The following is a 22,426-nucleotide window of genomic DNA, read 5'->3' as shown; positions in this document are numbered from 1 at the left end:
CCTAAGGTAAGGTTGGCGTGAAACTTGCTCCGTTACCGATGAGTACCTGTTCCCCATCGCCCATCGTAGGAGGCGGCCAATCATGGCATCATCTAAAAAAGCAACCGTTTCGGTAAGCCAGGCGACAGCTAAGTCACTGCCGGTCATTGATCTGTCAGGCTTTGGCGAAGGAGATGCTGCGCGTGACGCAGCGGTGGCACACGCTATGCGGGACGCCTGCGAGGACAAAGGTTTCTTTTACGTGGTCGGCCATGGCGTCGAGCCGGATTTGGTCGCGTTGCTACGCCAGCAGGCAGAAGCCTTCTTTTCCAAGCCGTTAGAGCAGAAAGAAGCCGTGTCCAAAGACCTATCGGCCTGCAACCGCGGGTATGAGCGTCTTGCCGCGCAGACGCTGGAAAAAGGCGGCTCTCCCGATCAGAAGGAGGGGTATTACATCGGTGTAGAGGTGCCTGAAACGGACCCGCGTGTGCTCGCTGGAAAGTTCAACCATGGCCCCAATCAATGGCCCGTCAACATGCCAGCATTCCGCCAGACGGCTGACGAGTATTTCGAAACCATGGTCGCCTTCGGAACTAAGCTGATGCAGGCCATGGCTCTATCGCTGGATCTACGACATGACTATTTTTCAGGCTACACCGCCGATCCGATGTGCACGCTGCGCCTGCTGCATTACCCTCCACAAAGACCAAATGCCGAGCCCGACGAGAAAGGTTGCGGAGCACACACAGACTTTGGTGGCCTAACTCTGCTCTGGCAGGATGAGGTGGGTGGCCTTGAGGTGCTTGATGAGGATGGCTGGGTACCCGCCCCGCCCATTGAGGGTGCCTTCAATGTCAATCTGGGCGACATGATCCAACGCTGGACCAATGGGCGCTATCGCTCAACATTGCATCGCGTGATCAACCGCTCTGGCCGTGAGCGCTACTCCATACCGTTCTTCTATACCGGCAACCCGGACCATGAAGTACGCTGCATTGAGACGTGTCTGGCGCCCGGCGAGACGCCGGCTCACCCGCCAATCACGGTCTCAGAACATCTGCAGGCCATGTACAAGCAAACCTACGCTTAAACACTGTAAAGCCGCTCCATTGTAGCCTGATGATCAGCGAGCGCTTTGTCCAAGTCAAACGCTGTGAACTGACGATCTTGCACAACTTGAACGCCGTTGATGAAAGAGTGGTCAACTTGAAATGGCCCGCACCAGATAAGCGCTGCCAACGGATCGCGTTGTGATCCTGAAAGTCCCAAATGATCGCGCTTCACGGCGATGAAGTCGGCACTCATGCCGGGCGCAATCTGGCCGATATCGTCGCGTCCGAGGAGCTTCGCACCATGCCGGGTCGCCATGGTCAGCGCTTCGCGGGCTGACAAAGCCTGAGGTGAGCCAGCGAATCCGCCGCGTCCGCCAGGTTTTTCCGAAAGGTAGCGCGTCGGTGCGACCCGCTGCAGCGAAATGCCGAGCCGCGCTTCCAGGAACAGATTGCCAGTATCGTTGGAGGCCGAGCCATCGACACCGAAGCCCACAGTCACACCGGCGTCGAGCATCTCGCGTGCCCGCATGATACCGGAGCCGCATCGCATGTGCGCAGACGGGCAATAGGTTGCGCCGGTGCCGGTGTCGGCGAACAGCTTGATTTCGCGGTCATTCAGAAAGATGGCATGGGCAAACCAAACATCATCGCCCATCCAATCCACGCTTTCGCAAAACTCGATGGCCCGCATGCCATAGATCTCGGTGCAATAGGTCTCTTCGTCCAGCGTCTCGGCGATGTGGGTGTGCAGTCGCACGCCATCATGTTGGCGGGCAAGTTGCGCGGCCTCCTTCATCAAGCCATCGGTCACCGAGAAGGGTGAACACGGCGCCAAGATGATCCGGTTCATCGAATGGCGCGACATGTCGTGATATTGATGAATGAGGCGCTCAGAGTCTTTTAGAATCGCCTCTTCATCCTCAACGCAATTGTCCGGCGGTAAACCGCCTTGGCTCTTTCCCCGCGACATGGCCCCACGTGAGGCGTGAAAGCGCATGCCGATCTCGCGCGCCGCTTCTATGGTGCTGTCGAGCGTGCAGTCGTTGGGCAGAATATAGAGGTGGTCGGACGCCGTGGTGCAGCCGGACATGATAAGCTCGGCCATAGCAATCTTGGCCGATACCTTCACTGCCGCATCGTCCATCTGCGCCCAGATTGGGTAAAGCGTTGTCAGCCAGGTGAAGAGCACATCGTCCTGCACCATGCAGCGGGTCATGTTCTGATACATGTGGTGGTGGGTGTTGATCATGCCTGGCATCACGACATGACCGGACCAGTCAACGACGCGGTCAGCACCACCGGTCTCGCCAGCCAGTTCGGCTGTCGTACCGACCTTTTCAATCACATTACCACGGACCAGGATCGCACCGTCGGCAATCTCGCGCGCCTCATCATCAAACGTGCCAAGCACGTCAATGTTTTTGATCAGCAAGCTCGTTGTATCGCCGCCCAAAACACTCTCCTCACTAGGTCGATGCGCTATGCGTTACCGACCCAAAAGCCGTCATGCACAACCGCGCTTTCTTCCGAAAGCAGCGGGCCGACGACCTCCACTTTGCGCTGACCTGCCTCAAACACGACCTTGCATGGCAAGTCCATGGTTAGGTTTTCTGGGTCAGGGCCGATCAAATCCTTCAGCGCTTTCTCAGTCATGCCGTGCACAACGCGACCAACGCCTGCCCAGTAAACGGAGCCAGCACACATGGCGCAGGGTTCAGCGCTGGTGTACATGCTGCAGGTCTGCAAGAAGTCGGTGTCATAAGTTGTTGATGCTTCGGTCATGAGGTTGCGCTCGGCGTGGCCTGTCGCATCACCTTTGGTGCCGCCGGTGTTCATAGCCTCCAAAAGAATCTTGCCATCAGCATCGGCCAACAACGCGCCAAACGGATGGTCGCCACGAGCACGTGACTGCTTGGCGAGTTCAATGGTGCGGCGGATCAGCTCTTCGTCGCGCTCAGGTGAAATTGACATGGAATGGCTCACTAATCAGGTGCATCGATCCCAGTTGCTTAGCATGTGGGCAACCACGTAGCATGCCTGTTTAGCAGGCAAAATGAACGTAAGTTCGACAGCGTGTGAACGCTATTGAGGCGCAGATCGGCCAATTGCACCTGCGCGGATAGCAGGGGCCGTGGTTTCATCATGGGCGAGTAGAAGCGGTCAGGTGGATCAGCTCACCAACGATGAGCTGTAAATCGGGACATTGCTCGGTCTTCCTACCCCACCGCTTGGTTTGTGCCGGGCGGCGATGGAGCCGAGTTCGCATGCTGCTTCTTCTCTCCTCCCAACCGGCGCTCCGCTTAACGGACACCTTCATGCTTCCGCGGTTCAGCGCCCCGCTATCCAGTCGGCACGCCGGCGTTGCTGGGTTCAGCAGCGCTCAAAACGGCTGGGAAAGGACAACCTTATGCGTATGAAGCATTTTTCAGCAGCCCTTTTTGGGGGCTTTACTTTGGCCGCAACAGCCACATCGGCCAACGCTTTGGATCAAGTCACCTTCCAGCTTGATTGGCTTCCAGGCGGAGACAAATCACCGATCTACGTCTGCATAGAGCAGGGTTTCTGCGAGGAGGCTGGCATCGAAGTCACCATCGAACAGGGACGTGGCTCGTCTGAAGCTGTCACCAAGCTTGCCACCGGTATCTCCGACATAGGCACCGCCGGTCTTGGCGCATTGATGGCCGCCACCATCACCGAAGATGTACCGGTGACAGCCGTCATGTCTTATTTCAACCAAGGGCCTCACGCGTTCTACACACTGGAAGGCAATGGTATCGCGACAGTGGAAGATGTGCGTGGGATGACCATCGCCACATCGCCCTTCACCTCCTCCAATGTCTATCTTCCACTCGTTCTGGCAGACCTTGGGATGACGGAAGAGGACATCGTTCTCAACAAAATGGATCCAGGTGCCCTTGGGCCAACGCTTATGACGGGCCAGGCTGACGCCATCATCGCTTGGGTTGTTGATATCACGCGCTACACCACGCAGGCAGAAGAAGCTGGCAAAGACATTGTGGTCATCCCCTGGTCGACGGCTGGTCTTGAACTCTACTCAGCTTCTGTGGTTGCCAACGATACGTTCTTGGCGGAACGCCCGGATGTGGCTCGCCGGTTCCTTGAAGCCTATCAGCGCTCGATCGTCTTCGCGTCGGAAAACCCAAGCGAAGCCGCCGAGGCTGTTGTTTCGGTTGTGCCGGAACTCGATCTTGCGGCCATTGAAGGTGGCGTAAACGATGCCATGCTGCTGGTCTTCAATGAGGTCACAGAGGCCGATGGCCTCGGCGCCTTCGAGGCTGGCCGTTTGGCGGCGACTTGGGAGCGCGTGGCCGCTGCACAGGGCTTCGACGTTGATGCGCTTGACCCTGAAACCATCGTCGATCGTTCCTTCCTTCCAACCAACTAAGCTGACCAAGCCATGCCAAACAACGCCGCGATCGCGTTTGAAAATGTTGGCCAAGTGTTCGCCACGGACACTGGCCCACTTGAAGCGCTTCGCGGCGTTTCCACCAGCATTGCCCGGCACCAGTTTGTTGCCGTGCTCGGGCCTTCAGGCTGCGGGAAATCAACACTTCTGCGCCTGACATCCGGCCTGTTGAAGCCGACATCTGGCAGCGTGAAGGTCTTTGATCTTGAGGTCACCGACCCGCGCGATGATGTCGGTATCGTCTTTCAGAAACCAACCTTGCTGCCCTGGGCGAACACCATCGACAATGTACTCTTCCCGTTGAAACATCGCGGCGGCTTCGTTGCCAAGGATGATCGTCAACGGGCGCACGACTTGGTCAAGATGGTGGGCCTGGAGGGTTTTGAAACTCGGCTTCCAAACGAACTTTCCGGCGGCATGCAGCAGCGCGTTGGCATCGCTCGCGCCCTGTTGATGGACCCAGACATTTTGCTGATGGATGAGCCGTTCTCAGCGCTTGATGCTCTAACGCGCGAAGAGATGGGCTTTGAGCTTTTGCGCATTTGGCAAGAGAGGCCGAAGACCGTCCTCTTCATCACCCACTCAATATCTGAGGCCGTTCTGCTGGCCGACCGCGTGATCGTGATGACCGACCGACCAGGCGCTATTCTCGAAGATCTGAAGGTGCCGCTGGACCGGCCGCGCACCGTTGAAACCACCACATCAAAGGTGATGCATGAGTTTGCAGGATATCTCCGCAGCCTCCTCCTCAAGCGCGCCGCCTGAGGATTCCACAGCGCCAGCAACACCGGCTGCCGTTGAGGCAGCGAAGGTGCCACTTGGCCGCCAGATGATGGCAGTGCCTGGCTTGTTGCCAGGGCTAACGATCATCACCCTTCTGGTGGTCTGGGAGCTTGTGACAAGCATCTTCCCAATCCCAAGTTTCATTCTGCCTGCACCCACACGCATTGGCGGCGCAATTGACGCGGTGCCCGCTGATCGCTGGTTTGATCATGTCTGGGCGACGCTGCGGGTGGCGATGATCGGCTACGTGATTTCCATCTGCATCGCGCTGCCGGTGGCGATAGCGCTCACCCGGTCGAAGGTGGTTTCCGCCTGCCTTTATCCGCTGCTCGTCGTAATCCAATCCACGCCTGTCGTGGCCATCGCGCCCATCATCATCGTGATTTTGGGGTCCGGCGATGCACCGCGTGTCACCATCACGTTTCTCATCACGTTCTTTCCCTTGGTCGTCTCCATGACCACGGGCATGATGGCAACACCGCGCGAGCTGATCGAACTTTCTCAAAGTCTGAAGGCTCCGCCCTGGCGTGAGTTCACGCAAATCCGCATTCCCTATGCGATCCCTTACATTTTTTCGGGCCTTAAAATCTCTATTACCTTGGCGGTCATCGGTGCCGTGGTGGCCGAGTTTGTGGCGTCCTCGCAGGGGCTTGGATTTTTCATCCAGTTCTCAACGTCCAACTTCAAACTGCCCCAAGCCTGGTTGGGTCTGGGGTTTTTGGTTCTGATGTCGCTGACGCTCTTCAACCTGGTGGTGTTGGTTCAGCGCATCTTCTTCCCCTGGTCGATGCCCAAGGATGAGCGGTGACCAGCTTTTTGATCCATGGCGCTGAAGGCATTCTGACCGGTCAACTGGGCGAAGCTGCGCGCGCCAGCGGCTCCATCCGCGTGCGAGATGGCAAGATCACCGCCATTGGTGTCCTGATCCCAGAGCCGGGCGAAGAAATCGTTGATGCCGCAGGCTGTGTTGTGACACCCGGGTTGGTGAACAGCCACCATCATCTTTTTCAAAGCGTTCTGAAAAGTGTGCCTGAAGGCATGAACGAACCGCTGACGCCTTGGCTGCGCCTGGTGCCCTATTCCTATTGGGACACGCTCGACGCTGATGTGATGCAGGCCGGAGTCACACTCGGCATGGCCGAGCTTGCCCTGTCGGGTGCAACGACCATTGCCGATCATCACTATTTCTATTCAGACCGTTTCGATTTCGACCCATCGACCATACTCTGTGAAACAGCGCAGCGCTTTGGCGTGCGGTTCATGCTTGGGCGCGGCGGCGCAACAAAGGCGCGTGCGTTTGACTCGCCCGACATCGTGCCGCTGCCGACGGAAAGCTTCGATGCCATGCTTCGAGCGGTAGAGGCCGATGTGAGCCGCTGGCATGACCCCGATCCAGCTGCGATGATAAAAGTCGCCTTTGCGCCGACAACCCCGACCTATTCCCTGCTTGAGGGGGAGTTGAAAGAGATCGCCCAAGCAACGCGCGCCATGGGCGTGCGGCTCCATTCCCATCTATCGGAAAACCAGGGCTATGTGGACTACACGCTAGAACACTACAACAAACGTCCTGTGCATTGGCTCGCTGAGCATGACTGGCTGGGGCCCGATGTATGGTTTGCCCATCTCGTCGATTGCGATGAAAGCGAGGTGCGGCTGCTCGCCGAAACCGGCACCGGCATGGCGCACTGCGTGCAGGCCAATGCCCGGCTCGGCTCCGGTGTCGCGCCCGCTGATTTACTGCACAAGCTTGGCGGAACCGTCTCTTTGGGCGTGGATGGCGCAGCGGCCAATGAAGCCGCTGACATGGTCTCAGCGCTCTACGCCATCTTCTGCACCCACCGGATCACCAAAGGTGTCGGGGCGGTGGATGCGGAAACCTGCCTGCATTGGGCCACCGCAGGTGGCGCCAAGGTTCTAGGCTTTGAAAACATCGGAACGCTGGAAGTTGGCAAAGATGCCGACATCGCCCTCTTTGATCTGTCGGCGCCACGCTACCTCGGTCAACATGATCGTTTGATTGGTCCGATCGTTGCCGGTGGGCAGGCGCATGTCCGGCATTCCTTCGTCAAGGGAAGGCCACTCGTCGTTGATGGAGCACTGCCGTTTCTCGACATGGACCAACTTTCGCACGACTGCTTCCAAGCAGTCGAAACCATCAAAGCGCGACGCGCGCTCAAACTGAAGGAGGCTTGCTGACCCGTTCACGATCAGGAGTAGAAGCAGGCAGCGCACCAATCTCGAAAAGCGCAGGTCATTGCTCCGTTTGACGTTTTCCCGCCCCAACTGCGGACAAATCACTCAACCCTGATGGAGATAAACATGGCCAATGCAGCCGACTACGCCCTCAAAGAACTGAACAAAGAGACCACCATTGGTGGTGTCGGTGTCGAAATCGAACGCACCGTACCGCGCATAGATCTGACCGACTTTGATGCCCGCAAAGCCGAGATCACCGAAGAGTTGTGGGCCGCAGCCACCGACATCGGCTTTTTTCAGCTGATCAATCACGGGGTACCAACACATCTGATCGATGATGCTTTTTTGAAATCAAAACACTTCTTCGACCTGCCGCAGGAGGTGAAGGCGCAGTATCCCATGGCGCGCGGCACCAACTCCGGTTGGGAGTACAAGGCACAGGTGCGCCCTTCCACTGGTACCGCCGATCAGAAGGAGAGTTACCAGGTCACCATCTCGCGCATGGATGAACTTGGCCTCTGGCCAACCCCTGAAGAACTGGCAGGCTTCAAAGCTTCAATGCTTACTTTTGAGCGCGCCAATTGGGGCGTTGCGATGAAGGTTCTCGGGTGCTTCGCCGGCAAACTGGGCATGCCGACGGACTTTTTCACCACAGCTCATGACCCGATGAAGCCAACCTATCAGTCCACCGTGCGGCTGATCCACTATCTTGCGATGAAGGATACCAAGCAGGAGGACTACAAATATTGGCGCGCCGGCGCGCACAGCGACTACAACTGTCTGACGCTCTTACATCAACGTACAGGGCAGGGCGGTCTGCAGGTTGCGCCAGGTAAGGACCAAGTGGAAAGGCTCGCCTGGACGGAAGTTGAGCCGCTCGATGGCATCATCACCTGCAACATCGGCGACATGCTAATGCGCTGGTCAGATGATCTCCTTCAATCGACGTTGCACCGGGTGCGTATGCCTAAGCCGGGCGAATATGATGGCCCGCGCTACTCGATTGCGTTCTTCGCACAGGCCAACAAAGATGCCATGATTGTTGGGCCTCAAGAGAAGTATGAGCCCATGAGCGCTGGCGATTATATGCAAATGCGCCTGTCAGCCAATTTCGACAAGAAAGAAACCTGACCGGCTACAAACACCACGCTGGTTTTCGTCGGGCGGTTTTTTTTGAAGCCACCTTAGCCGCAGGCATCTCTTAGAAAGGTGTCTGCGGCAAGACGTCGTGTGGCCTAGTATGTGGCTCGGCCACCTGACAGATCAAAAACTGCGCCTGTTGTGAAACTGTTTTCTGGGCTGCAAAGCCAGCCGATCATGTCAGCGGCTTCGTTGACTTCCAGGAAACGACCTCGGGGAATTTTCGAGAGCATATAGTCGATATGCTCTTGGCTCATCTGATCGAAAATACGTGTGCGTGCGGCGGCAGGTGTCACGCAGTTAACCGCGATATCTTGGGCTGCGTGTTCTTTGCCCAGCGTCTTGGTCAGCGCCATCACGCCAGCCTTGGAGGCGGAGTAAGCGCCGGCGTTGGGGTTGCCCTCCTTGCCGGCGACAGAGGCAATGTTCACCACCCTACCGTAGCCTTTGCCTGCCATGTGGCGCAGCACCGCTCGGCAGCAATGAAACACACCATGCAAATTGACCGCGACGATCTGATGAAACTCTTCCACCGAATAGTCGATCACCGGCGCATTAGAGCCGGCAATGCCCGCTGACGTCACAAGCATATCGATCTTGCCAAGCTGCTCTGCAACATCGTCAGCAAGCGCTGCAACCGCGTCGGCATTGGTCACGTCGATCGCTGCACCTTGCGCACGCTCTCCAAGATCTTCGGCCGCCTTGTTCGCAAGATCTCCATCCAAATCCCACAAAACCACGTGGGCACCGCGTTCGTGCAAGTGCTTGGCCACGGCATAGCCGATGCCCTGCGCTCCGCCGGTGATGACGGCCGACTGTCCCTCAAACATCGCAATTCCTTCTCATAGTACAGCGCTGATCGCTGGCCTCACCGCAGCGCGGCGATCACCTGGTCGGTTTTGGTGACCAATGCGACGTTCTGCATGGCGTAATTGATCGAGGCATTGTGCCAATCGGCGTTCATGGTTGAGCAGCCATCCTCAGGGATCACCATCACATAACCCTTGTCGGCTCCCGTGCGCGCGGTGTGCTCCACCGACATGTTGGTCCAGGCTCCAGTCTCGATGATCATATCTCGGCCCTCGGCCTTGAGGATGGTTTCCAGCTGACTGCCTTCCCAAGCCGACATGCGGTTTTTTTCCACCACATAGTCGCCAGGGCGTGGTTCTAGCTCGGCCACTGGTGAACCACCCCAGGTGCCCTTCACAAGGGCGTTGCTGTCGAGTGTTGTTTCAAACAGTGGCGCGTTGAGGGTCAGGCCGGGCGCGCCGGGGGGCACCAAGAAGTGTACATGAATAACGGGCACACCAACCTGTCGGCATCGTTCGGCGAGCCGGGCAACATTGGCAATGGCGTTCTGTTCACGGCAGTGAATGGGGGAGCCGGACTCGGCAAAAGCACCGCCCTCCATCACCACATCGTTCTGCATGTCTTGAATGATGAGGGCACAGCGTGAGGCATCCAACTCAAGCGCATCGCCCGAAGTGGCTGGAGCGGATGCGGCCGCAGCCGATGGCGCTGCAACGGCAGGTGCCGGGCCGCGGGCGCGCATGAACGGCTCGTTGCGCGGGCCAACTTTTGTGTCCACCGCGTAAACGCTGGTGGATGCGCAAACGTAAAGTGTGCGCCAGTCCGGCCCGCCCCAATGCAAATTGGCGGAAAGTTCCGGAATAGCTACCTTGCCGATCAACTGGCCTTCAATGGTATAGACCCACAGACCGCCGGGAGCAGTTACCCAGATATTGCCTTGCGCATCACACTTCATGCCGTCTGGCACACCGGGCAACATGCTGTCCTTGATGCCGGAGGCAAAAACGCGTCCGTTGACCAGCGTGTCGCCTTTGATGTCATAGACGCGAATGTTGGCCTGTTCAGTGTCGTTGACGAACAACCGATCTTCGGTCGGACAAAAGCAAAGACCGTTGGGCATGGTGAAAGTGTAGCGATCCACCATCAGCTCAGGCTCGTCACCGGGCTTGTGGTTGGGCGGCAATCGGAAAACTCCTTGCCAACCCAGTTCACGCGGCCGTTCCACGCCGAAGCCCGGCATCCGACCATACCAAGGATCGGTGAACCAGATCGATCCATCTGATTTGACGCACAGATCGTTGGGGGAGTTGAGCTCACGGCCTTCAAAATGACTGCACAGCACAGTGCGGGTGCCATCTGGCGCGAAGCGCGTGACGCTGCTTGTTGAGTGTTCGCACACAAGGAGGTTCAGGTTGGCATCATAGGTCATGCCATTGCCTTTGTGCGAGGGCTTGAGAACCTCACGCACACCAGAACCATCGAGCCGCCGCCGCACGTCGGCAGGCATATCGGAGAAAAGCAGATACTGTTCTACCGGATGCCAGATTGGCCCTTCGGTAAATGTGAAGCCAGAGCCCACTTGGCGGACCGGCGCGTGCTCATCAATCAGCCCTGCAAAGGCTGGATCCATCACCTGATGTGTCATGGCGAGTGCCCTTCAGCGTTGCATGGAACGGTGTATGCGATGGCCCTACATGGGGAACCAGTCACGGCGCGGCACGGACTGTGTGACGGGCCCCGGGATTGCCATATCGAGCCGCCCGACCACTTGACCATTCTCGATCAGCGCTGGTTTGTCATGCACAGGTAGCAGGAACTTCGCACCCGAATACATAAGTTTGCGTACCTGTGCCTTTTCATTGCGCTTGGAACCACCATGATTGCCGGTGGGCTGATACTCCTCTGGCCCGAACGTGTGGATCGGATTGATAATCTGATCGTTGAAGTCGTAGATGACATCGCCACACAGAGTGGCGCGCCCTTCGGCCGTATCCACATGCACATTCATGGAACCTTCGGTGTGAGCACCTGCCGCTTCCAAGTAGACACCGGGGATCAGCTCGATTGGCCCAGAGATTTCAAGGTCCTCAAGCCGCAGAGCACCGGGCGTGTGCAGCCGCTCCACCAGATGCATGATATCGGGCTTGGGATATTGCGGGTGCATCAAGCCCGAGACGGAATACTCAAGTTCACGCCGGTTGATCACCACGGTGGTGTTCATTGAGAAGTGATCGTCCTTCCCGGCATGATCGATGTGCAGATGCGTGTGCAGCACATAGCGCACATCGCTCATCTTCACGCCGTGATTGGCCAGTTGGCGCTCAATCATGTTCTCGTGGAACTGTAGGCCGCGCATGCCCAGTGTTTCCATAATCGCGTTATCGCGATAGCCGGTGTCGACCACGATGGGATACTGGCCGCCAAGGATCAAAAAGCCATAGACCGGCACGCGACGGGTGCGGCCGCAGTCGCGCGCCAGCACCAAAAAGCTGGATTCCAGCTCAATGTCTCCATAGTCGAGTACCTTAACTTCTAACGCCATGACGTCCTCCCAAGTTTAGTGTTCGCTGAGCCGGTAGACCCGGCTTGCAGTGTCGTTGAAAATGGCCGCTTGCTCGGCAGTGCTTAAGGCGCCTGCCGCCATGCGATGGGTATCGAGAAGCGACGGGTAGTCGGTCCAGAGCTTTTCGATGGGAAAATTGGAGCCCCACAGACAGCGCTCAGCGCCAAACAGTGCCACCGTCTCGCGCGTCAGCCAGGTGATGTGCTGCGCGTCGCGCTTGTGAATGAAGGTGCCAAAACCTGAAAGCTTGGACGTCACATTGGGCCGGGCCGCGAGCTTAGCCGTCTGCCTGCGCCAGTGGTCACGACCTTCCTGGCTGGTGTCGGTCAGCATGCCTGCATGTTGCAGCACAAACGTCACATCCGGGCAGGCGTCGACCAGCTCACAGGCGCCATCCATTTGACCGGCAAAGACTTGCAGGTCAAAGCTCCAACCATAATCAGCCAAGCGCGCTACATTCGCCTGAACGGTCTTGTCCTGGCAGACATCGCCGTGAGCCGCAAACCGAAACAGCGGATTTTCATGCCAATGAAATTGCTGGCGAATGCCGCGCATGCGCGGGTATACGGTTAGGCGGTCGAGCGCTGAACGCACATCCTCCACGGTCATATCGGCATAACCAACAATACCGTGCGGCCAGCCCGTCTCCTTGGCAATTGTGGAGACCCAGGCAACTTCGTCCTCAGCTTGATCAACTGGCCAGTTGGCCTGCACATAGACCGATTTCTCAACACCGGTATGGCGGGTGTCTTCGAGATACTCTGCCATCAGATAGTCACGACGGATCGGCTCATAGGGGCCAAAAATGCGCGGCTGCATAGGACCGGAAAGCCAGGGCAGGTCTGCCTGCTGCCAAACGTGGAAATGGCTGTCGACAACCTGCATCAGCGCGCTCCCTTGGCGAACGAGATCACTTCATGGGCCAGGGTCTGCCCCGTTGAGCCATCGCCCAATTCGTCGATCATTGGCAGGATCATGCGCATGGCTTCGGTGTCCGGCCGATAGGCTGGATCGGCTGCCAAGGGCGAGAGCCAAAGAGTAGACCAGGAGAGGCCGCGCAGCTTTGTCATGGCAGCTACCAGCGCTTCCGGCCGACCACGCTCTAGCCCGTCAGACACGATGACTGTCAGCGCGCCTCGGGCAAAAGATGCGAAACGTGGAACGGAGAGGAAAACGGCCAAAGCATCGCCCAACCGTGTGCCACCATCCCAGTCGGCAACAAGACCAGAGGCAAGAGCCATGGCTTGATCGCGGTTGCGGTGCTTAAGGGCTCGTGTGACCCGTGTCAGGCGTGTGCCGAGGGTAAAAACTTCCACGCGCTCACCCGCTTGCACCAAGGCGTGGGCCAACCGAAGGCGACTGTCGGTTCCCGTCTTCATGGAACCTGAGACATCTATCAGCATGAGCACACGGCGTTGACGCTGGCGACGTGTGCGTGTTGGCAATGCGGCGATTTCGCCATCTCTGCGCAACATGTCGCGGAACGCCCGGCGCGCGTCAGCCAAACGTCCCTTTCCGCCTTGGGTACGGCGCGACTTGCGCCGTGGCAGCGCACGTGACGCACTCTTCGCAAACAACCGCAGGGTTGCGTCCTCATCCTGCGTGTCGAAAACGCGCTGGTTCAGCCGTTCAAGCTGTGTTGCATCCGCGCCGGAAGGTTCTTCCTCATCGGGATCAGGCAGCAGCTCAAACTCGCCGCCATCATAGGCATTGGGCATATCTTCTGGCGCACCCTCAGCTGGCGCCGCAAAACTGCGGCCAAGGAAGATGCTGTCGAACACTTCGTCGAACTCATCGCGGCGTTCCGGCGCGGGTCCAAAGATAGCATGTGCCGCCCGACGAATATCCAACATGGATGTCGGGCCAAGCAGGCCAACCGAAGCAAGGAACATCTCGCTTTGCTCGGGCGCCGCAGGAAAGCCTGATTGCCGAAGTGCCAGCGCAAACCGCAGAAAGGGTGTGGCAGCAGTGGGCAACGCGTGTACGCTCATGATGCCACCCGCTCCAGCAGAGCATCCACCTGCGGTGCTATGAACTCCAGATCATCTTGGTCTTTCAGGACGACCCCGATAGCGCGCGCGAAAGCCCGTGGCCAGGTTGCGCCCTGTTGGTGCAACAGTGTTGCTGCCTCGGCCCACTCCACCGTTTCCGCCACGCCCGGGGGCTTGGCCAGAGGTTGCTCGCGCAACTGGCCAACTGCAGCAACCACCTTGTGCGCAGTGTCGTGAGCGACGGTCGATGCGCGCATCATGACAATGCTCGCCTCAAGCGCTGGGTCTGGATAGTCGATCCAGTGATAGACACACCGGCGTCGCAGCGCTTCATGCAGTTCACGGGTGCGATTGGACGTGAGAACAACAATGGGCGGCTCAACCGCACGCATTGTGCCGCGCTCGGGAATGGAGAGTGTGAAGTCGGACAGGAACTCCAGCAGGAACGCTTCGAACTCATGGTCTGCGCGGTCGATTTCATCGATCAACAGCACACGATCACTCGGCTGCTCCAACGCTTGCAGGATTGGCCGAGCGATCAGAAACTCATCGCTGTAGAGGTTCACATAGTCATCACCAGCTTGGCGGATGGCCAACATCTGGCGCGGGAAGTTCCACTCATACATTGCCGCTGATGCATCGATACCCTCATAGCATTGCAGGCGAACCAGCTCGCGCCCCATAATGGAGGCAAGTGCTTTTGCGCCTTCAGTTTTGCCAACCCCTGGCGCACCCTCAAGAAGCAATGGCTTTTGCAACGAAAGCGCCAGAAAGGTCGCCGTCGCCAAATCGTCGGATGCAATATATTGCGCATCACGCAGCGCGCTCGCCAGCGCTGGCGGTCCACCCAATCCGGCAGGGAGTCGGCGAACGGGCATGCTTTATCCAGCCATGCCTGAGATCATCTGGCGTGGTTTTGCCCCACCATTGGCTTGCAGGCCGCGCAGAACCTTTTCCGGTGTGACCGGCAGTTCATACAAGCGCACACCCACCGCGTCGTAGATCGCGTTGACGACAGCAGGAAGGACAGGATTGGCGCACATCTCACCGGGGCCTTTCCCGCCAAAAGGACCGTCCTCAGCCGGGCGTTCCAGAACTGAGATGTGATGGGGTGCAAGATCGCCAGGACCTGGCATCAGATAGTCGTTGAAATCGACAGGGCCATGGTCACGCTGTGGGTAGTAAGGCTCCGTCGTTTCCCAAGCGGCATGGCTCATGCCCATCCAGGCACCGCCACGCAGTTGCTGCTCCACCATCCCCGGGTTCAAGGCGCGGCCAACCTCATAGGCCGACTGCATGTCGGTGACGGCCACTTCTCCGGTTTCATCATCCACCTCGACTTCCACCAGCATGGCGGCATGGGCGAAGGTGGTAACCGGTGACATCTCACCGGTTTCTGGATCCACTTCGGACAATGGGACGAGGAAGATGCCGCGCCCCGCAATGGTGCGGCCTTGCTTAAACTGTGCGGCCTGCGAGGCAGCCATGGTGGTGATGGAGCGCGATGGCGCGCCCCTTACATGGATGTTGCCTTGCCCATCGGTGACCAGATCGCCCGGATCGACTTCCAGCTCTTCGGCGGCTGCTTCTAGCATCACCGAGCGAGCTTCCAACGAGGCTTGGATGACCGCATTGCCCATCCGGTGCGTGCCACGGCTGGCAAAGGAACCCATATCGTGCGGGCCGGTGTCACTGTCGGCGGTGTCGACATAAACATCAGCCAACGGCACGCCTAAGGTTTCGGCGGCGATCTGTCGGGTCACCGACTTCATGCCTTGCCCCAGGTCAATAGCCGATAGGGCCACGGTGAACTTGCCGTCAGGGTTGGAATGGACAAGCGCCTGCGACGGGTCTCCGCCCAAATTCATGCCGATCGGATAGTTGATCGCCGCAAAGCCGCGACCTGTGTGAATGGCCATCAGCGCCTCCTGAAGCCAGAGATGGAGGAAAAGCGGGAGGGTGAGCGCCTCTTGGTTGCCGTGCTGGCAGGCGCCGGCGCGGTGGGGGGAGTTTGCGCCGGGGTTGACTGAGTTGTGGGCGTTGACTGCTGTCTTGGTGTGTTGGGGGGAGGCGGCGATGGTCGCGTCGTGGGTTGAGAAGCAGGTGCAGACGGCACGACCGGAGTTGAACTCGAAGGTACGCTGCCGGTCGTGGCATTACCCCCGCCCTTGCGCGCGTAGCTCCAGCCTTCAAAGCCCTCCACGCGCCCATGTTCATCGGTTGCAGTGTGCGCTGGCAGTTGACCGCGTGCGCCGCCGCCATCGCGCAAGGACGAGGCCGCCTTCGACTCTGGCTTGATCGTCACACCAGCCTTTTCGGCAACAACCTGGCAACACTCGATGAACGCACAGTTCTTGGCGATACGCCGATGGGCCTTCATATCGCCATCGCGATAAGCATTGAGAATACGCAGATCGATGGGATTGATGCCCACTGTTTCTGCGACCTGATCCATATGCGCTTCGATGGAAAAATCCACGCCAGTGATGCCAAAGCCGCGCATAGCCGTTGCAGGTGTGCGGTTGGTATAAACGCAGTAAACATCTGCGTAGACATTCGGGATGGTGTACGGGCCAGGAAGGTGCCCGACTGACTTGATCACGGCGTAGGATGAGAGCCGTGTGTAGGCGCCACAATCGAAGTAACCGCGAAACTTGCGAGCGACGATGCGGCCATCATTCATAACCCCGTCGGTGATGTACCAACGCTCGGCACCACGTGGAGCACCCACCTGCATTTCTTCTTCGCGGTCCCAATGCGATTTACACGGCTTGCCGGTCAGCATCGTGCCCAAAATGGCCAGAGGCTCATGGATGGAATCCACTTTCCCACCAAAACCGCCGCCAACTGTACCGCCAATGAAGTGCAACCGCGAAGATGGCTGATTGAGTACCTTAGCCGCCGTACCAAGCGAGAAGAACAAGCCCTGGGTGCCGGTGTAGCAAACATAGCGGCCGTTCTGCTCAGGTGCTGCAATCGCGCCGCATGTTTCTATGGGAGCCTGCTCGATGGGCGACATCTGATGGCGTGTTTCAACAATATGGTCCGCTGAGGCCATGGCGGCATCCACATCGCCATAGCGAAGCTTCTGATGGTCGTACTTGCCGTGGTAGATGAACGCGTTGCTGGGATAGACGTCACACACAGTTGGCGCGCCGGGCTTCAGGGCTTCTTCCACATCATGGACATGGGGTAGGATGTCCCATTCCACCTGTACCGCCTTCACCGCCGCGCGTGCTTCGGCTTCGGTATGGGCGATGACAGCGGCAACGGGCTCGCCGACATAGGCCACCTTGGAGACGGACAGAACCGGCTCATCATCCAGCCCAAAATCGAGCAGCGATAACAGCGTGTTCATGTTGGTGGGAACATCAGCACCGGTGATGATGCGCACAACGCCCGGCATGCTGTCTGCCTGTGAGGTATCGATGCGACGAATGCGGGCGTGGTGGTGGGGCGAGCGCACGCAACGCATGTGCAGTAACCCATCGAACAGGTGATCGTCGTAGAAGGGTGATCGGCCCGTTACATGGCCCTCAATGTCCTGGCGCCGCGCGCGCTTGCCGATTTCGTTGAGGTTTTCGTCGCGCTCATCAGCGAACAGTTCTTTACGAAACTCAAAAGTGTTGGTCATGTCGTTCACGCCGAAGCCCTCCCGTTCGCAACAGAAAGGATGGCTTCAATGATTGGCTCGTAGCCTGTGCAACGGCAGAGGTTTCCCGAAATGCCTTCGATAACGTCTTCACGTGTTGGGTTGGGATTGCGCTCCAACAGCGCACGCGCAGAAACCAGCATGCCCGGTGTGCAATACCCGCACTGAGCCGCGAACTTCTCCATGAACGCCTCTTGCAGCGGGTCCAGCTGCGCACCGTCAGCAAGACCGCCTGCGGTGCCGACAGCCTTGCCGTCAACGGTTTCAGCAAGCACGAGGCATGAGAGTTGCGTTTCACCGTCAATGGTCACGGTGCACGCGCCGCAAGTGCCTTGTCCGCAACCGTATTTGGGTGTCAGGTCGCCCACGCCGCGCCGCAGAAACTCCAGCAGGTTTTGTCTTGGATCAGCGAAAGCTGCTGTCGGCATACCGTTCAGCGTTAGATTGACGGGCTTCTTGGCCATCAGCGGCCTCCCATGGATTGGAGCAGTCGACGCAGATGAACCCCTGCCACTTCCTGGCGATACCAGCTGGTTGCCAGCGGATCCGTTGGTGGGCTCAGGCCATCGGTTGCAACCTGAGCGGCTCGCTCTATCGTGGTTGAATCCAACGACTGGCCATCCAGGGCGCGTTCCACGGCTTGTCCGCGGACTGGCCCAGACGCCATCGCGCCCCAGGCAACACGTGCTCCTTGGATGCGCCCGCCGGACTGCGGCGCGAGAACCGCAATCGACATGACTGACACGCCCTTGGGTTTGACGCGGCTGACCTTGCGAAAGCCAAATGAACCGGCTGATGGGCGCTGAACTTCAACAGAGGCAACCAGACCTGAGGGGCGTTCGCGGTCCCTGAGCACATCGTCTATGGGTCGTGCTGAACCACTTGATGCGCCTGCCATCGTCACTTGTGCGCCGAGCGCTAAAAGAGCGACGGCAAAATCGCCATAAGGGTGTGGAGCAAACAGATTGCCTCCAACGGTGCCCATGTTGCGGACTTGCGGGCCACCAATTAGGCGGGCAACAGGATGAAGGAAATCGAGGTCGCGGTGAGCCAAAATCTGCGCCATCGTAACACCTGCCCCGATAACCACGCGATCACCCAACGCCCGTATCTCGCCGAGCGCCGGATCGGTGGTGCGCACCAAGCGCGAGGGGGCAGTGCCTGCGTTGACATCGCGCATCAGAACGGTTCCACCGCCCAGATAGGCGCTGTCTGCACCCATTTGACGGGCGGCATCAGCAAGGGTTGCAACGGTTTGCACATCGCTCATGTGGCAAGTCCCATCTGTTCGCGGATCGCATCAAAGCCACCCTGGTAAACGCCTTCGGACACCAGTGTTTTCAGCTCGTCCTGCCGTCCTTTGGGTGTGTCGAACCGGCTTTCCCAGTTCCAAAATGTCCAATCACCATCCGTCACCGGGGTCAGCCGCACGTGAGCCACATAGTTCAGCAGCGGAATGGGCGTGTCCTCCAGGCAGTAACTAAACGCCATGTCGATGTCCGACAGCGTCAAAAGCCGCTCTCGCAGTTCCGAGCCATCAGTAAGACGGAACTTGCGCACGCATCCCACCATGTCTGATGGGTTGCCGCGCTCGATGCCGCTTTGCGCAATCGCTGGATGCCATTGGTCGTGACCGTTGAAGTCGCGCAGGATTGCCCACACGTCCTCAACCGGCGCTTCAATGATCGTGCTTTTGACAACCTTGACCATGACTGAACCCGCGCGCGCCTACGTCGCCAATTGCCGTTTGAGGGCTGAGAACCCGGCTTGGAAAACATTGTCGCCAATGCCGCTCACCAATCCCTCTTCCTCGGACTCATCGCACTCAAACTCAGCGCTCCATTCCGCAAAACAACGGTCACCATCGGTGATCGGCGTTAGCCTTAGGGTGGCGACATAGTCGGTCAGCGGCATTGGGCTTTCCAAGATCGAGTAGGTGCAGAACATATCGTAGTCCGACAGGCCAAGCAGCTGCTCGCGAATGCGATCGCCATTTTGCAGGTAGAAGTCTCGGATACAGCCGACCTTGTCTGCAGGCTCGCCATTTTCGATACGGCTATCGCGAATGCTTGGGTGCCAGCGCGGCAGTCCGTTGAAGTCGCGCACCCGTTCCCAAACCTGTGTGGCAGGCACGTCGATTACCGATGAAATGTAAACGCGGGCCATCTACTTTTTGCTCCCATCTTTGGGTGCAGCCTTGCCGTCTGACTTCGGCGCCTTGGCGACTTCATTGGCCACCCGCTGCATGTCGGATGCTTCGCGGATGAGGCCACCTTGTTTGGAAAGGTTGGCTCCATCAATGCCAATGTCCGACAACAGTCCGTCAATCAACGGCGCCTGCACCCGGTAGCGAAGTGCGGAGTTGATCACCTCATCTGTCGGCGAACCTTCGCTGGCTCCACCGCCGCCACCAACGCCGCCATCGAGCTGCATGATGCGAATGTCTTGTATCTTCTCAAGCGGCTTGACGCTGGCTGAGACGATACCCTCCACATGCTCCAGCATCTTGCGGCGGAACAGCGAGGCACGGGCCGGATCGGTAAGCACATTTTCGGCTTCGTTGATGAGCCGTTGAGCTTCTGCTTCCACAACAGCCCGCATTTTTTCCGCCTCTGCAATGTGCTTGGCTTCGGCAGCAGCCTTTTCGGCCATCAACACATCGACAGACTTCTTGCGGTTGGCCGCCTCCGTTTCGCGAACGGTTTGCACCTTCTCTTCAGCCTCGGCTGCACGGGCGCGCGCGGCATCAGCTTCGGCACGGGCGGCACTTTCTTCCAGAGACTTCTGGTAGAGCACGATGGCTTTTTCCATCTGCACAGTCTCAACTTCGCGCTCTCGTTCGACCTCAAGGCGGCGACGTTCAGTCTCGTGACCGATGCGGATTTCATCCAGCCCACGCTCAGAGGCAACGCGGGCGCGTTCCACCTCTTCCTGGCTGGCGATCTCGGCCTCGCGCAGCATCTGGACGCGCGCGATCTCCAACTGTTCCAGTGTGCGTCGGCGTTCGACCTGAGCGGCTTCCACTTCCTTCTCGCGGTCAATCTCAGCCGTTTCAACGGCTTGGTTGGCCTCGATTTCGGCTTTCTTTACACTCGCTTTGGCAGCCGCGCGCTCAGCATCCACCGTTTTGGATTGCGCAATGCGTGCTTGCTCAATCGCCTCGTCAGCGGCGATACGCGCGGCATCAATGGCTTTGTTGCGTTCGATTTGCAGGCTTTGTGTTTCTTCATCCGCTGCAATACGCGTCGCAGCGATTTGTTTTTCCCGGGCGATGCGGGCAGCTTCAACCGCCTCGGAGGCAGCAATTTCAGCGGCCTCAACAGCCTTCTGCCGGTCGATCTCCAGCTCTCGCACCCGCTGGTCTTCGGCAATGCGTGCCTGCGACACCTCAGCGGCCTGAAGAATGCGCAGCCGCTCCGTGGTTTCACGAGATGTGATCTCTGCTTCATCCAGCGCTTGTTGACGGGCGATCTCGCGTTGCTTGATGTCTTCCTCGCCTTTGATGCGCGTTTGAGCCAGCAGAAGATCCTGCGCCATACGGCGCTTTTCGTTGGCCTCGTTGGCTTCGATCTCTGCCTGACGGACAGCTTTCTGACGCTGGATCTCCAGCTCCTGGGTTTCGCGATCCTTGGCGATACGTGCTTCAGCGACGGCCTTCTCTTGCGCGATCCGTGCGCGCTCTGTCTCTTCGCGAGCGCTGATCTCTTCGCTCTCAATTTCTTTTTGACGGGCGATTTCTAGCGCTTGGGTTTCTTTCTCATTGGCGATGCGCGCCTCGGTGATAGCGCGCTCCTGAAGAATGCGGGCCGTCTCGGTGGTCTCGCGCGCTGCAATCTCTTCGGAATCGATTTCTTTCTGACGGGCGATCTCCCGCGCCTTGATTTCACGTTCTGAAGCGATGCGAGCCTCGGCTATGCCGCGCTCATTAGCGATGCGGGCTTTTTCGATGGCTTCGCGTGCAGAGATTTCCGCGCTTTCAGCTTCGGTTTCACGTTCGGCACGCTCTCTGGCCAATTCAGCGCGTTGCTGAGCACGGTGGAACTCCACCTCACGCTCTTGTGCAAGGCGAGCTGATTCACTTTCGCGCTCAATTTCCAGGGCCTGCTTTTCGGCCTCTAGGTTGCGGGCGCGGATTTTGATCATCGAGTCCTGCTCGATGTCGTTGCGCAGCTTGCGACGCTCTTCAATATCTTGGATCAGGGAGGTGAGACCCTCGGCATCAAAGCGGTTGGATGGATTGAAGTACTCCAGTGCGGTTTGATCGATGTCGATGATGGCCACCGACTCCAGTTCCAGCCCGTTCTTTTCCAAATCGTCCTGAGCCAGCGCGCGCACACGTTCCACATAGGTGTGGCGGTTCTCGTGCATGCTGGCCATGTCCATTTCAGCAGCGACAGCACGCATGGCACTTTCAAATTTGCCGGAAAGAAGCCCGTGCAGGTTTTCTGCTTCCAAGGTGCGACGGCCAAGAGTCGCGGCGGCCATGGCGACCGATTGCTTGTCCTGACGAACACGGATGTAGAACTCTGCCTCAACATCAACGCGCATGCGGTCTTTGGTGATCAGCCCATTATCATTGGTACGGCTGACCGCCAGCGGCAGGGTGTTCATGTTGACCGGGGTGATGTCGTGGATGATTGGCCAGACAAAGGCACCACCATCTATGACGACCTTTTCGCCCAGAAAACCGGTGCGCACGAACGCCACTTCTTTGGTTGAGCGCTTATACAGCCATTGCATGACCCAGTAGATGATCGCGATGACGATAACCGCCACGATCAGCCACAAAATCAGCTCTCCGATAAGTTGTCCGGACATGAGATCCTCCCATTC

Annotated in this window: 21 protein-coding genes; 6 read left to right on the top strand and 15 right to left on the bottom strand. The window is 58.3% G+C overall.

Going from position 1 to position 22,426, the window contains the following annotated elements; genetic code table 11:
• Positions 1-82 precede the first annotated feature (82 nt).
• Positions 83-1,069: an isopenicillin N synthase family dioxygenase gene (locus tag ABWH92_RS17395; protein ID WP_375570540.1), complete on the top strand. Its 987-nt coding sequence runs from the start codon at positions 83-85 to the stop codon at positions 1,067-1,069.
• Here the strand turns inward: ABWH92_RS17395 and ABWH92_RS17390 are convergent.
• Both ABWH92_RS17390 and ABWH92_RS17385 read right to left on the bottom strand, forming a co-directional pair.
• The gene (locus ABWH92_RS17390) at positions 1,066-2,484 is read right to left on the bottom strand and encodes an 8-oxoguanine deaminase (protein WP_375570538.1); all 1,419 of its coding nucleotides are present in this window, start codon (positions 2,482-2,484) and stop codon (positions 1,066-1,068) included. The genes ABWH92_RS17395 and ABWH92_RS17390 overlap by 4 nt on opposite strands.
• A 26-nt stretch (positions 2,485-2,510) precedes the next feature.
• Positions 2,511-3,002: a nucleoside deaminase gene (locus ABWH92_RS17385; RefSeq protein ID WP_375570536.1), complete on the bottom strand. Its 492-nt coding sequence runs from the start codon at positions 3,000-3,002 to the stop codon at positions 2,511-2,513.
• A 436-nt stretch (positions 3,003-3,438) separates the two neighbouring features.
• Here ABWH92_RS17385 and ABWH92_RS17380 point away from each other — a divergent pair, with 436 nt between their 5' ends.
• From ABWH92_RS17380 to ABWH92_RS17360, 5 genes are all read left to right on the top strand, one after another.
• Positions 3,439-4,437: an ABC transporter substrate-binding protein gene (locus tag ABWH92_RS17380; protein ID WP_375570534.1), complete on the top strand. Its 999-nt coding sequence runs from the start codon at positions 3,439-3,441 to the stop codon at positions 4,435-4,437.
• A 12-nt stretch (positions 4,438-4,449) separates the two neighbouring features.
• Positions 4,450-5,223 (top strand): ABC transporter ATP-binding protein, encoded by a 774-nt coding sequence (locus tag ABWH92_RS17375; protein ID WP_375570533.1) that lies wholly within the window; start codon positions 4,450-4,452, stop codon positions 5,221-5,223.
• Positions 5,174-6,049, top strand: coding sequence for an ABC transporter permease (locus tag ABWH92_RS17370; RefSeq protein WP_375570531.1), 876 nt, complete (start codon positions 5,174-5,176; stop codon positions 6,047-6,049). The genes ABWH92_RS17375 and ABWH92_RS17370 overlap by 50 nt, the downstream gene beginning before the upstream one ends.
• Positions 6,046-7,437, top strand: coding sequence for an amidohydrolase family protein (locus ABWH92_RS17365; RefSeq protein ID WP_375570529.1), 1,392 nt, complete (start codon positions 6,046-6,048; stop codon positions 7,435-7,437). Before ABWH92_RS17370 ends, ABWH92_RS17365 begins: the two co-directional genes overlap by 4 nt.
• Before the next feature lie 123 nt (positions 7,438-7,560).
• Entirely contained in the window at positions 7,561-8,568 is a 1,008-nt protein-coding gene (locus ABWH92_RS17360) for an isopenicillin N synthase family dioxygenase (RefSeq protein WP_375570528.1), read from the top strand.
• A 104-nt stretch (positions 8,569-8,672) separates the two neighbouring features.
• On the opposite strand, the gene ABWH92_RS17355 is transcribed toward ABWH92_RS17360, so the two are convergent.
• The 13 genes from ABWH92_RS17355 to ABWH92_RS17295 are packed head-to-tail and all read right to left on the bottom strand — an operon-like array spanning position 8,673 to position 22,411.
• Entirely contained in the window at positions 8,673-9,407 is a 735-nt protein-coding gene (locus tag ABWH92_RS17355) for an SDR family NAD(P)-dependent oxidoreductase (RefSeq protein ID WP_375570527.1), read from the bottom strand.
• Between the two features lie 38 nt (positions 9,408-9,445).
• Positions 9,446-11,032, bottom strand: coding sequence for an isochorismatase family protein (locus ABWH92_RS17350; RefSeq protein ID WP_375570525.1), 1,587 nt, complete (start codon positions 11,030-11,032; stop codon positions 9,446-9,448).
• 45 nt (positions 11,033-11,077) lie between these two features.
• Positions 11,078-11,929, bottom strand: a complete 852-nt coding sequence (locus ABWH92_RS17345; protein ID WP_375570523.1) for an N-acyl homoserine lactonase family protein — start codon at positions 11,927-11,929, stop codon at positions 11,078-11,080.
• A gap of 15 nt (positions 11,930-11,944) precedes the next feature.
• A complete protein-coding gene (locus tag ABWH92_RS17340; protein WP_375574281.1) occupies positions 11,945-12,838 on the bottom strand; it encodes an amidohydrolase family protein in 894 nt (297 codons plus the stop codon).
• Positions 12,835-13,941, bottom strand: coding sequence for a VWA domain-containing protein (locus ABWH92_RS17335; protein ID WP_375570521.1), 1,107 nt, complete (start codon positions 13,939-13,941; stop codon positions 12,835-12,837). The genes ABWH92_RS17340 and ABWH92_RS17335 overlap by 4 nt, the downstream gene beginning before the upstream one ends.
• Positions 13,938-14,819: an AAA family ATPase gene (locus tag ABWH92_RS17330; RefSeq protein ID WP_375570519.1), complete on the bottom strand. Its 882-nt coding sequence runs from the start codon at positions 14,817-14,819 to the stop codon at positions 13,938-13,940. Before ABWH92_RS17330 ends, ABWH92_RS17335 begins: the two co-directional genes overlap by 4 nt.
• 3 nt (positions 14,820-14,822) lie before the next feature.
• On the bottom strand, positions 14,823-15,860 hold the full coding sequence (locus ABWH92_RS17325) for a xanthine dehydrogenase family protein molybdopterin-binding subunit (RefSeq protein ID WP_375570517.1): 1,038 nt from the start codon (positions 15,858-15,860) through the stop codon (positions 14,823-14,825).
• Positions 15,860-17,575 carry a xanthine dehydrogenase family protein molybdopterin-binding subunit gene (locus ABWH92_RS17320; protein ID WP_375570515.1) on the bottom strand — a complete coding sequence of 572 codons (1,716 nt, stop codon included), beginning with the start codon at positions 17,573-17,575 and terminating at the stop codon, positions 15,860-15,862. Before ABWH92_RS17320 ends, ABWH92_RS17325 begins: the two co-directional genes overlap by 1 nt.
• A 5-nt stretch (positions 17,576-17,580) precedes the next feature.
• Positions 17,581-18,057, bottom strand: a complete 477-nt coding sequence (locus ABWH92_RS17315; protein ID WP_375570514.1) for a (2Fe-2S)-binding protein — start codon at positions 18,055-18,057, stop codon at positions 17,581-17,583.
• Positions 18,057-18,863 (bottom strand): FAD binding domain-containing protein, encoded by an 807-nt coding sequence (locus tag ABWH92_RS17310; RefSeq protein ID WP_375570512.1) that lies wholly within the window; start codon positions 18,861-18,863, stop codon positions 18,057-18,059. Before ABWH92_RS17310 ends, ABWH92_RS17315 begins: the two co-directional genes overlap by 1 nt.
• Positions 18,860-19,303, bottom strand: coding sequence for an SRPBCC family protein (locus ABWH92_RS17305; protein ID WP_375570510.1), 444 nt, complete (start codon positions 19,301-19,303; stop codon positions 18,860-18,862). Before ABWH92_RS17305 ends, ABWH92_RS17310 begins: the two co-directional genes overlap by 4 nt.
• 18 nt (positions 19,304-19,321) lie before the next feature.
• Positions 19,322-19,759 carry an SRPBCC family protein gene (locus tag ABWH92_RS17300; protein ID WP_375570508.1) on the bottom strand — a complete coding sequence of 146 codons (438 nt, stop codon included), beginning with the start codon at positions 19,757-19,759 and terminating at the stop codon, positions 19,322-19,324.
• Entirely contained in the window at positions 19,760-22,411 is a 2,652-nt protein-coding gene (locus tag ABWH92_RS17295) for a flotillin domain-containing protein (protein ID WP_375570506.1), read from the bottom strand.
• Between the last annotated feature and the right edge of the window lie 15 nt (positions 22,412-22,426).

The organism is Ahrensia marina, assembly GCF_042140245.1.
Taxonomy (GTDB): Bacteria; Pseudomonadota; Alphaproteobacteria; order Rhizobiales; family MH13; genus MH13.
The sequence above is the reverse complement of the archived record's forward strand: the minus strand, read 5'-3'. Positions and strand labels throughout refer to the sequence as shown.

Bases quoted from the DNA above. Each gene is read 5' to 3' on its own strand.
- ABWH92_RS17330 (WP_375570519.1), bottom strand. From the start codon at position 14,819: ATGCCCGTTCGCCGACTCCCTGCCGGATTGGGTGGACCGCCAGCGCTG.
- ABWH92_RS17315 (WP_375570514.1), bottom strand. From the start codon at position 18,057: ATGGCCAAGAAGCCCGTCAATCTAACGCTGAACGGTATGCCGACAGCA.
- ABWH92_RS17375 (WP_375570533.1), top strand. From the start codon at position 4,450: ATGCCAAACAACGCCGCGATCGCGTTTGAAAATGTTGGCCAAGTGTTC.
- ABWH92_RS17300 (WP_375570508.1), bottom strand. From the start codon at position 19,759: ATGGCCCGCGTTTACATTTCATCGGTAATCGACGTGCCTGCCACACAG.
- ABWH92_RS17295 (WP_375570506.1), bottom strand. From the start codon at position 22,411: ATGTCCGGACAACTTATCGGAGAGCTGATTTTGTGGCTGATCGTGGCG.
- ABWH92_RS17310 (WP_375570512.1), bottom strand. From the start codon at position 18,863: ATGAGCGATGTGCAAACCGTTGCAACCCTTGCTGATGCCGCCCGTCAA.
- ABWH92_RS17305 (WP_375570510.1), bottom strand. From the start codon at position 19,303: ATGGTCAAGGTTGTCAAAAGCACGATCATTGAAGCGCCGGTTGAGGAC.
- ABWH92_RS17320 (WP_375570515.1), bottom strand. From the start codon at position 17,575: ATGACCAACACTTTTGAGTTTCGTAAAGAACTGTTCGCTGATGAGCGC.
- ABWH92_RS17385 (WP_375570536.1), bottom strand. From the start codon at position 3,002: ATGTCAATTTCACCTGAGCGCGACGAAGAGCTGATCCGCCGCACCATT.
- ABWH92_RS17345 (WP_375570523.1), bottom strand. From the start codon at position 11,929: ATGGCGTTAGAAGTTAAGGTACTCGACTATGGAGACATTGAGCTGGAA.
- ABWH92_RS17335 (WP_375570521.1), bottom strand. From the start codon at position 13,941: ATGAGCGTACACGCGTTGCCCACTGCTGCCACACCCTTTCTGCGGTTT.
- ABWH92_RS17325 (WP_375570517.1), bottom strand. From the start codon at position 15,860: ATGGCCATTCACACAGGTCGCGGCTTTGCGGCGATCAACTATCCGATC.
- ABWH92_RS17350 (WP_375570525.1), bottom strand. From the start codon at position 11,032: ATGACACATCAGGTGATGGATCCAGCCTTTGCAGGGCTGATTGATGAG.
- ABWH92_RS17370 (WP_375570531.1), top strand. From the start codon at position 5,174: ATGAGTTTGCAGGATATCTCCGCAGCCTCCTCCTCAAGCGCGCCGCCT.
- ABWH92_RS17360 (WP_375570528.1), top strand. From the start codon at position 7,561: ATGGCCAATGCAGCCGACTACGCCCTCAAAGAACTGAACAAAGAGACC.
- ABWH92_RS17380 (WP_375570534.1), top strand. From the start codon at position 3,439: ATGCGTATGAAGCATTTTTCAGCAGCCCTTTTTGGGGGCTTTACTTTG.
- ABWH92_RS17355 (WP_375570527.1), bottom strand. From the start codon at position 9,407: ATGTTTGAGGGACAGTCGGCCGTCATCACCGGCGGAGCGCAGGGCATC.
- ABWH92_RS17395 (WP_375570540.1), top strand. From the start codon at position 83: ATGGCATCATCTAAAAAAGCAACCGTTTCGGTAAGCCAGGCGACAGCT.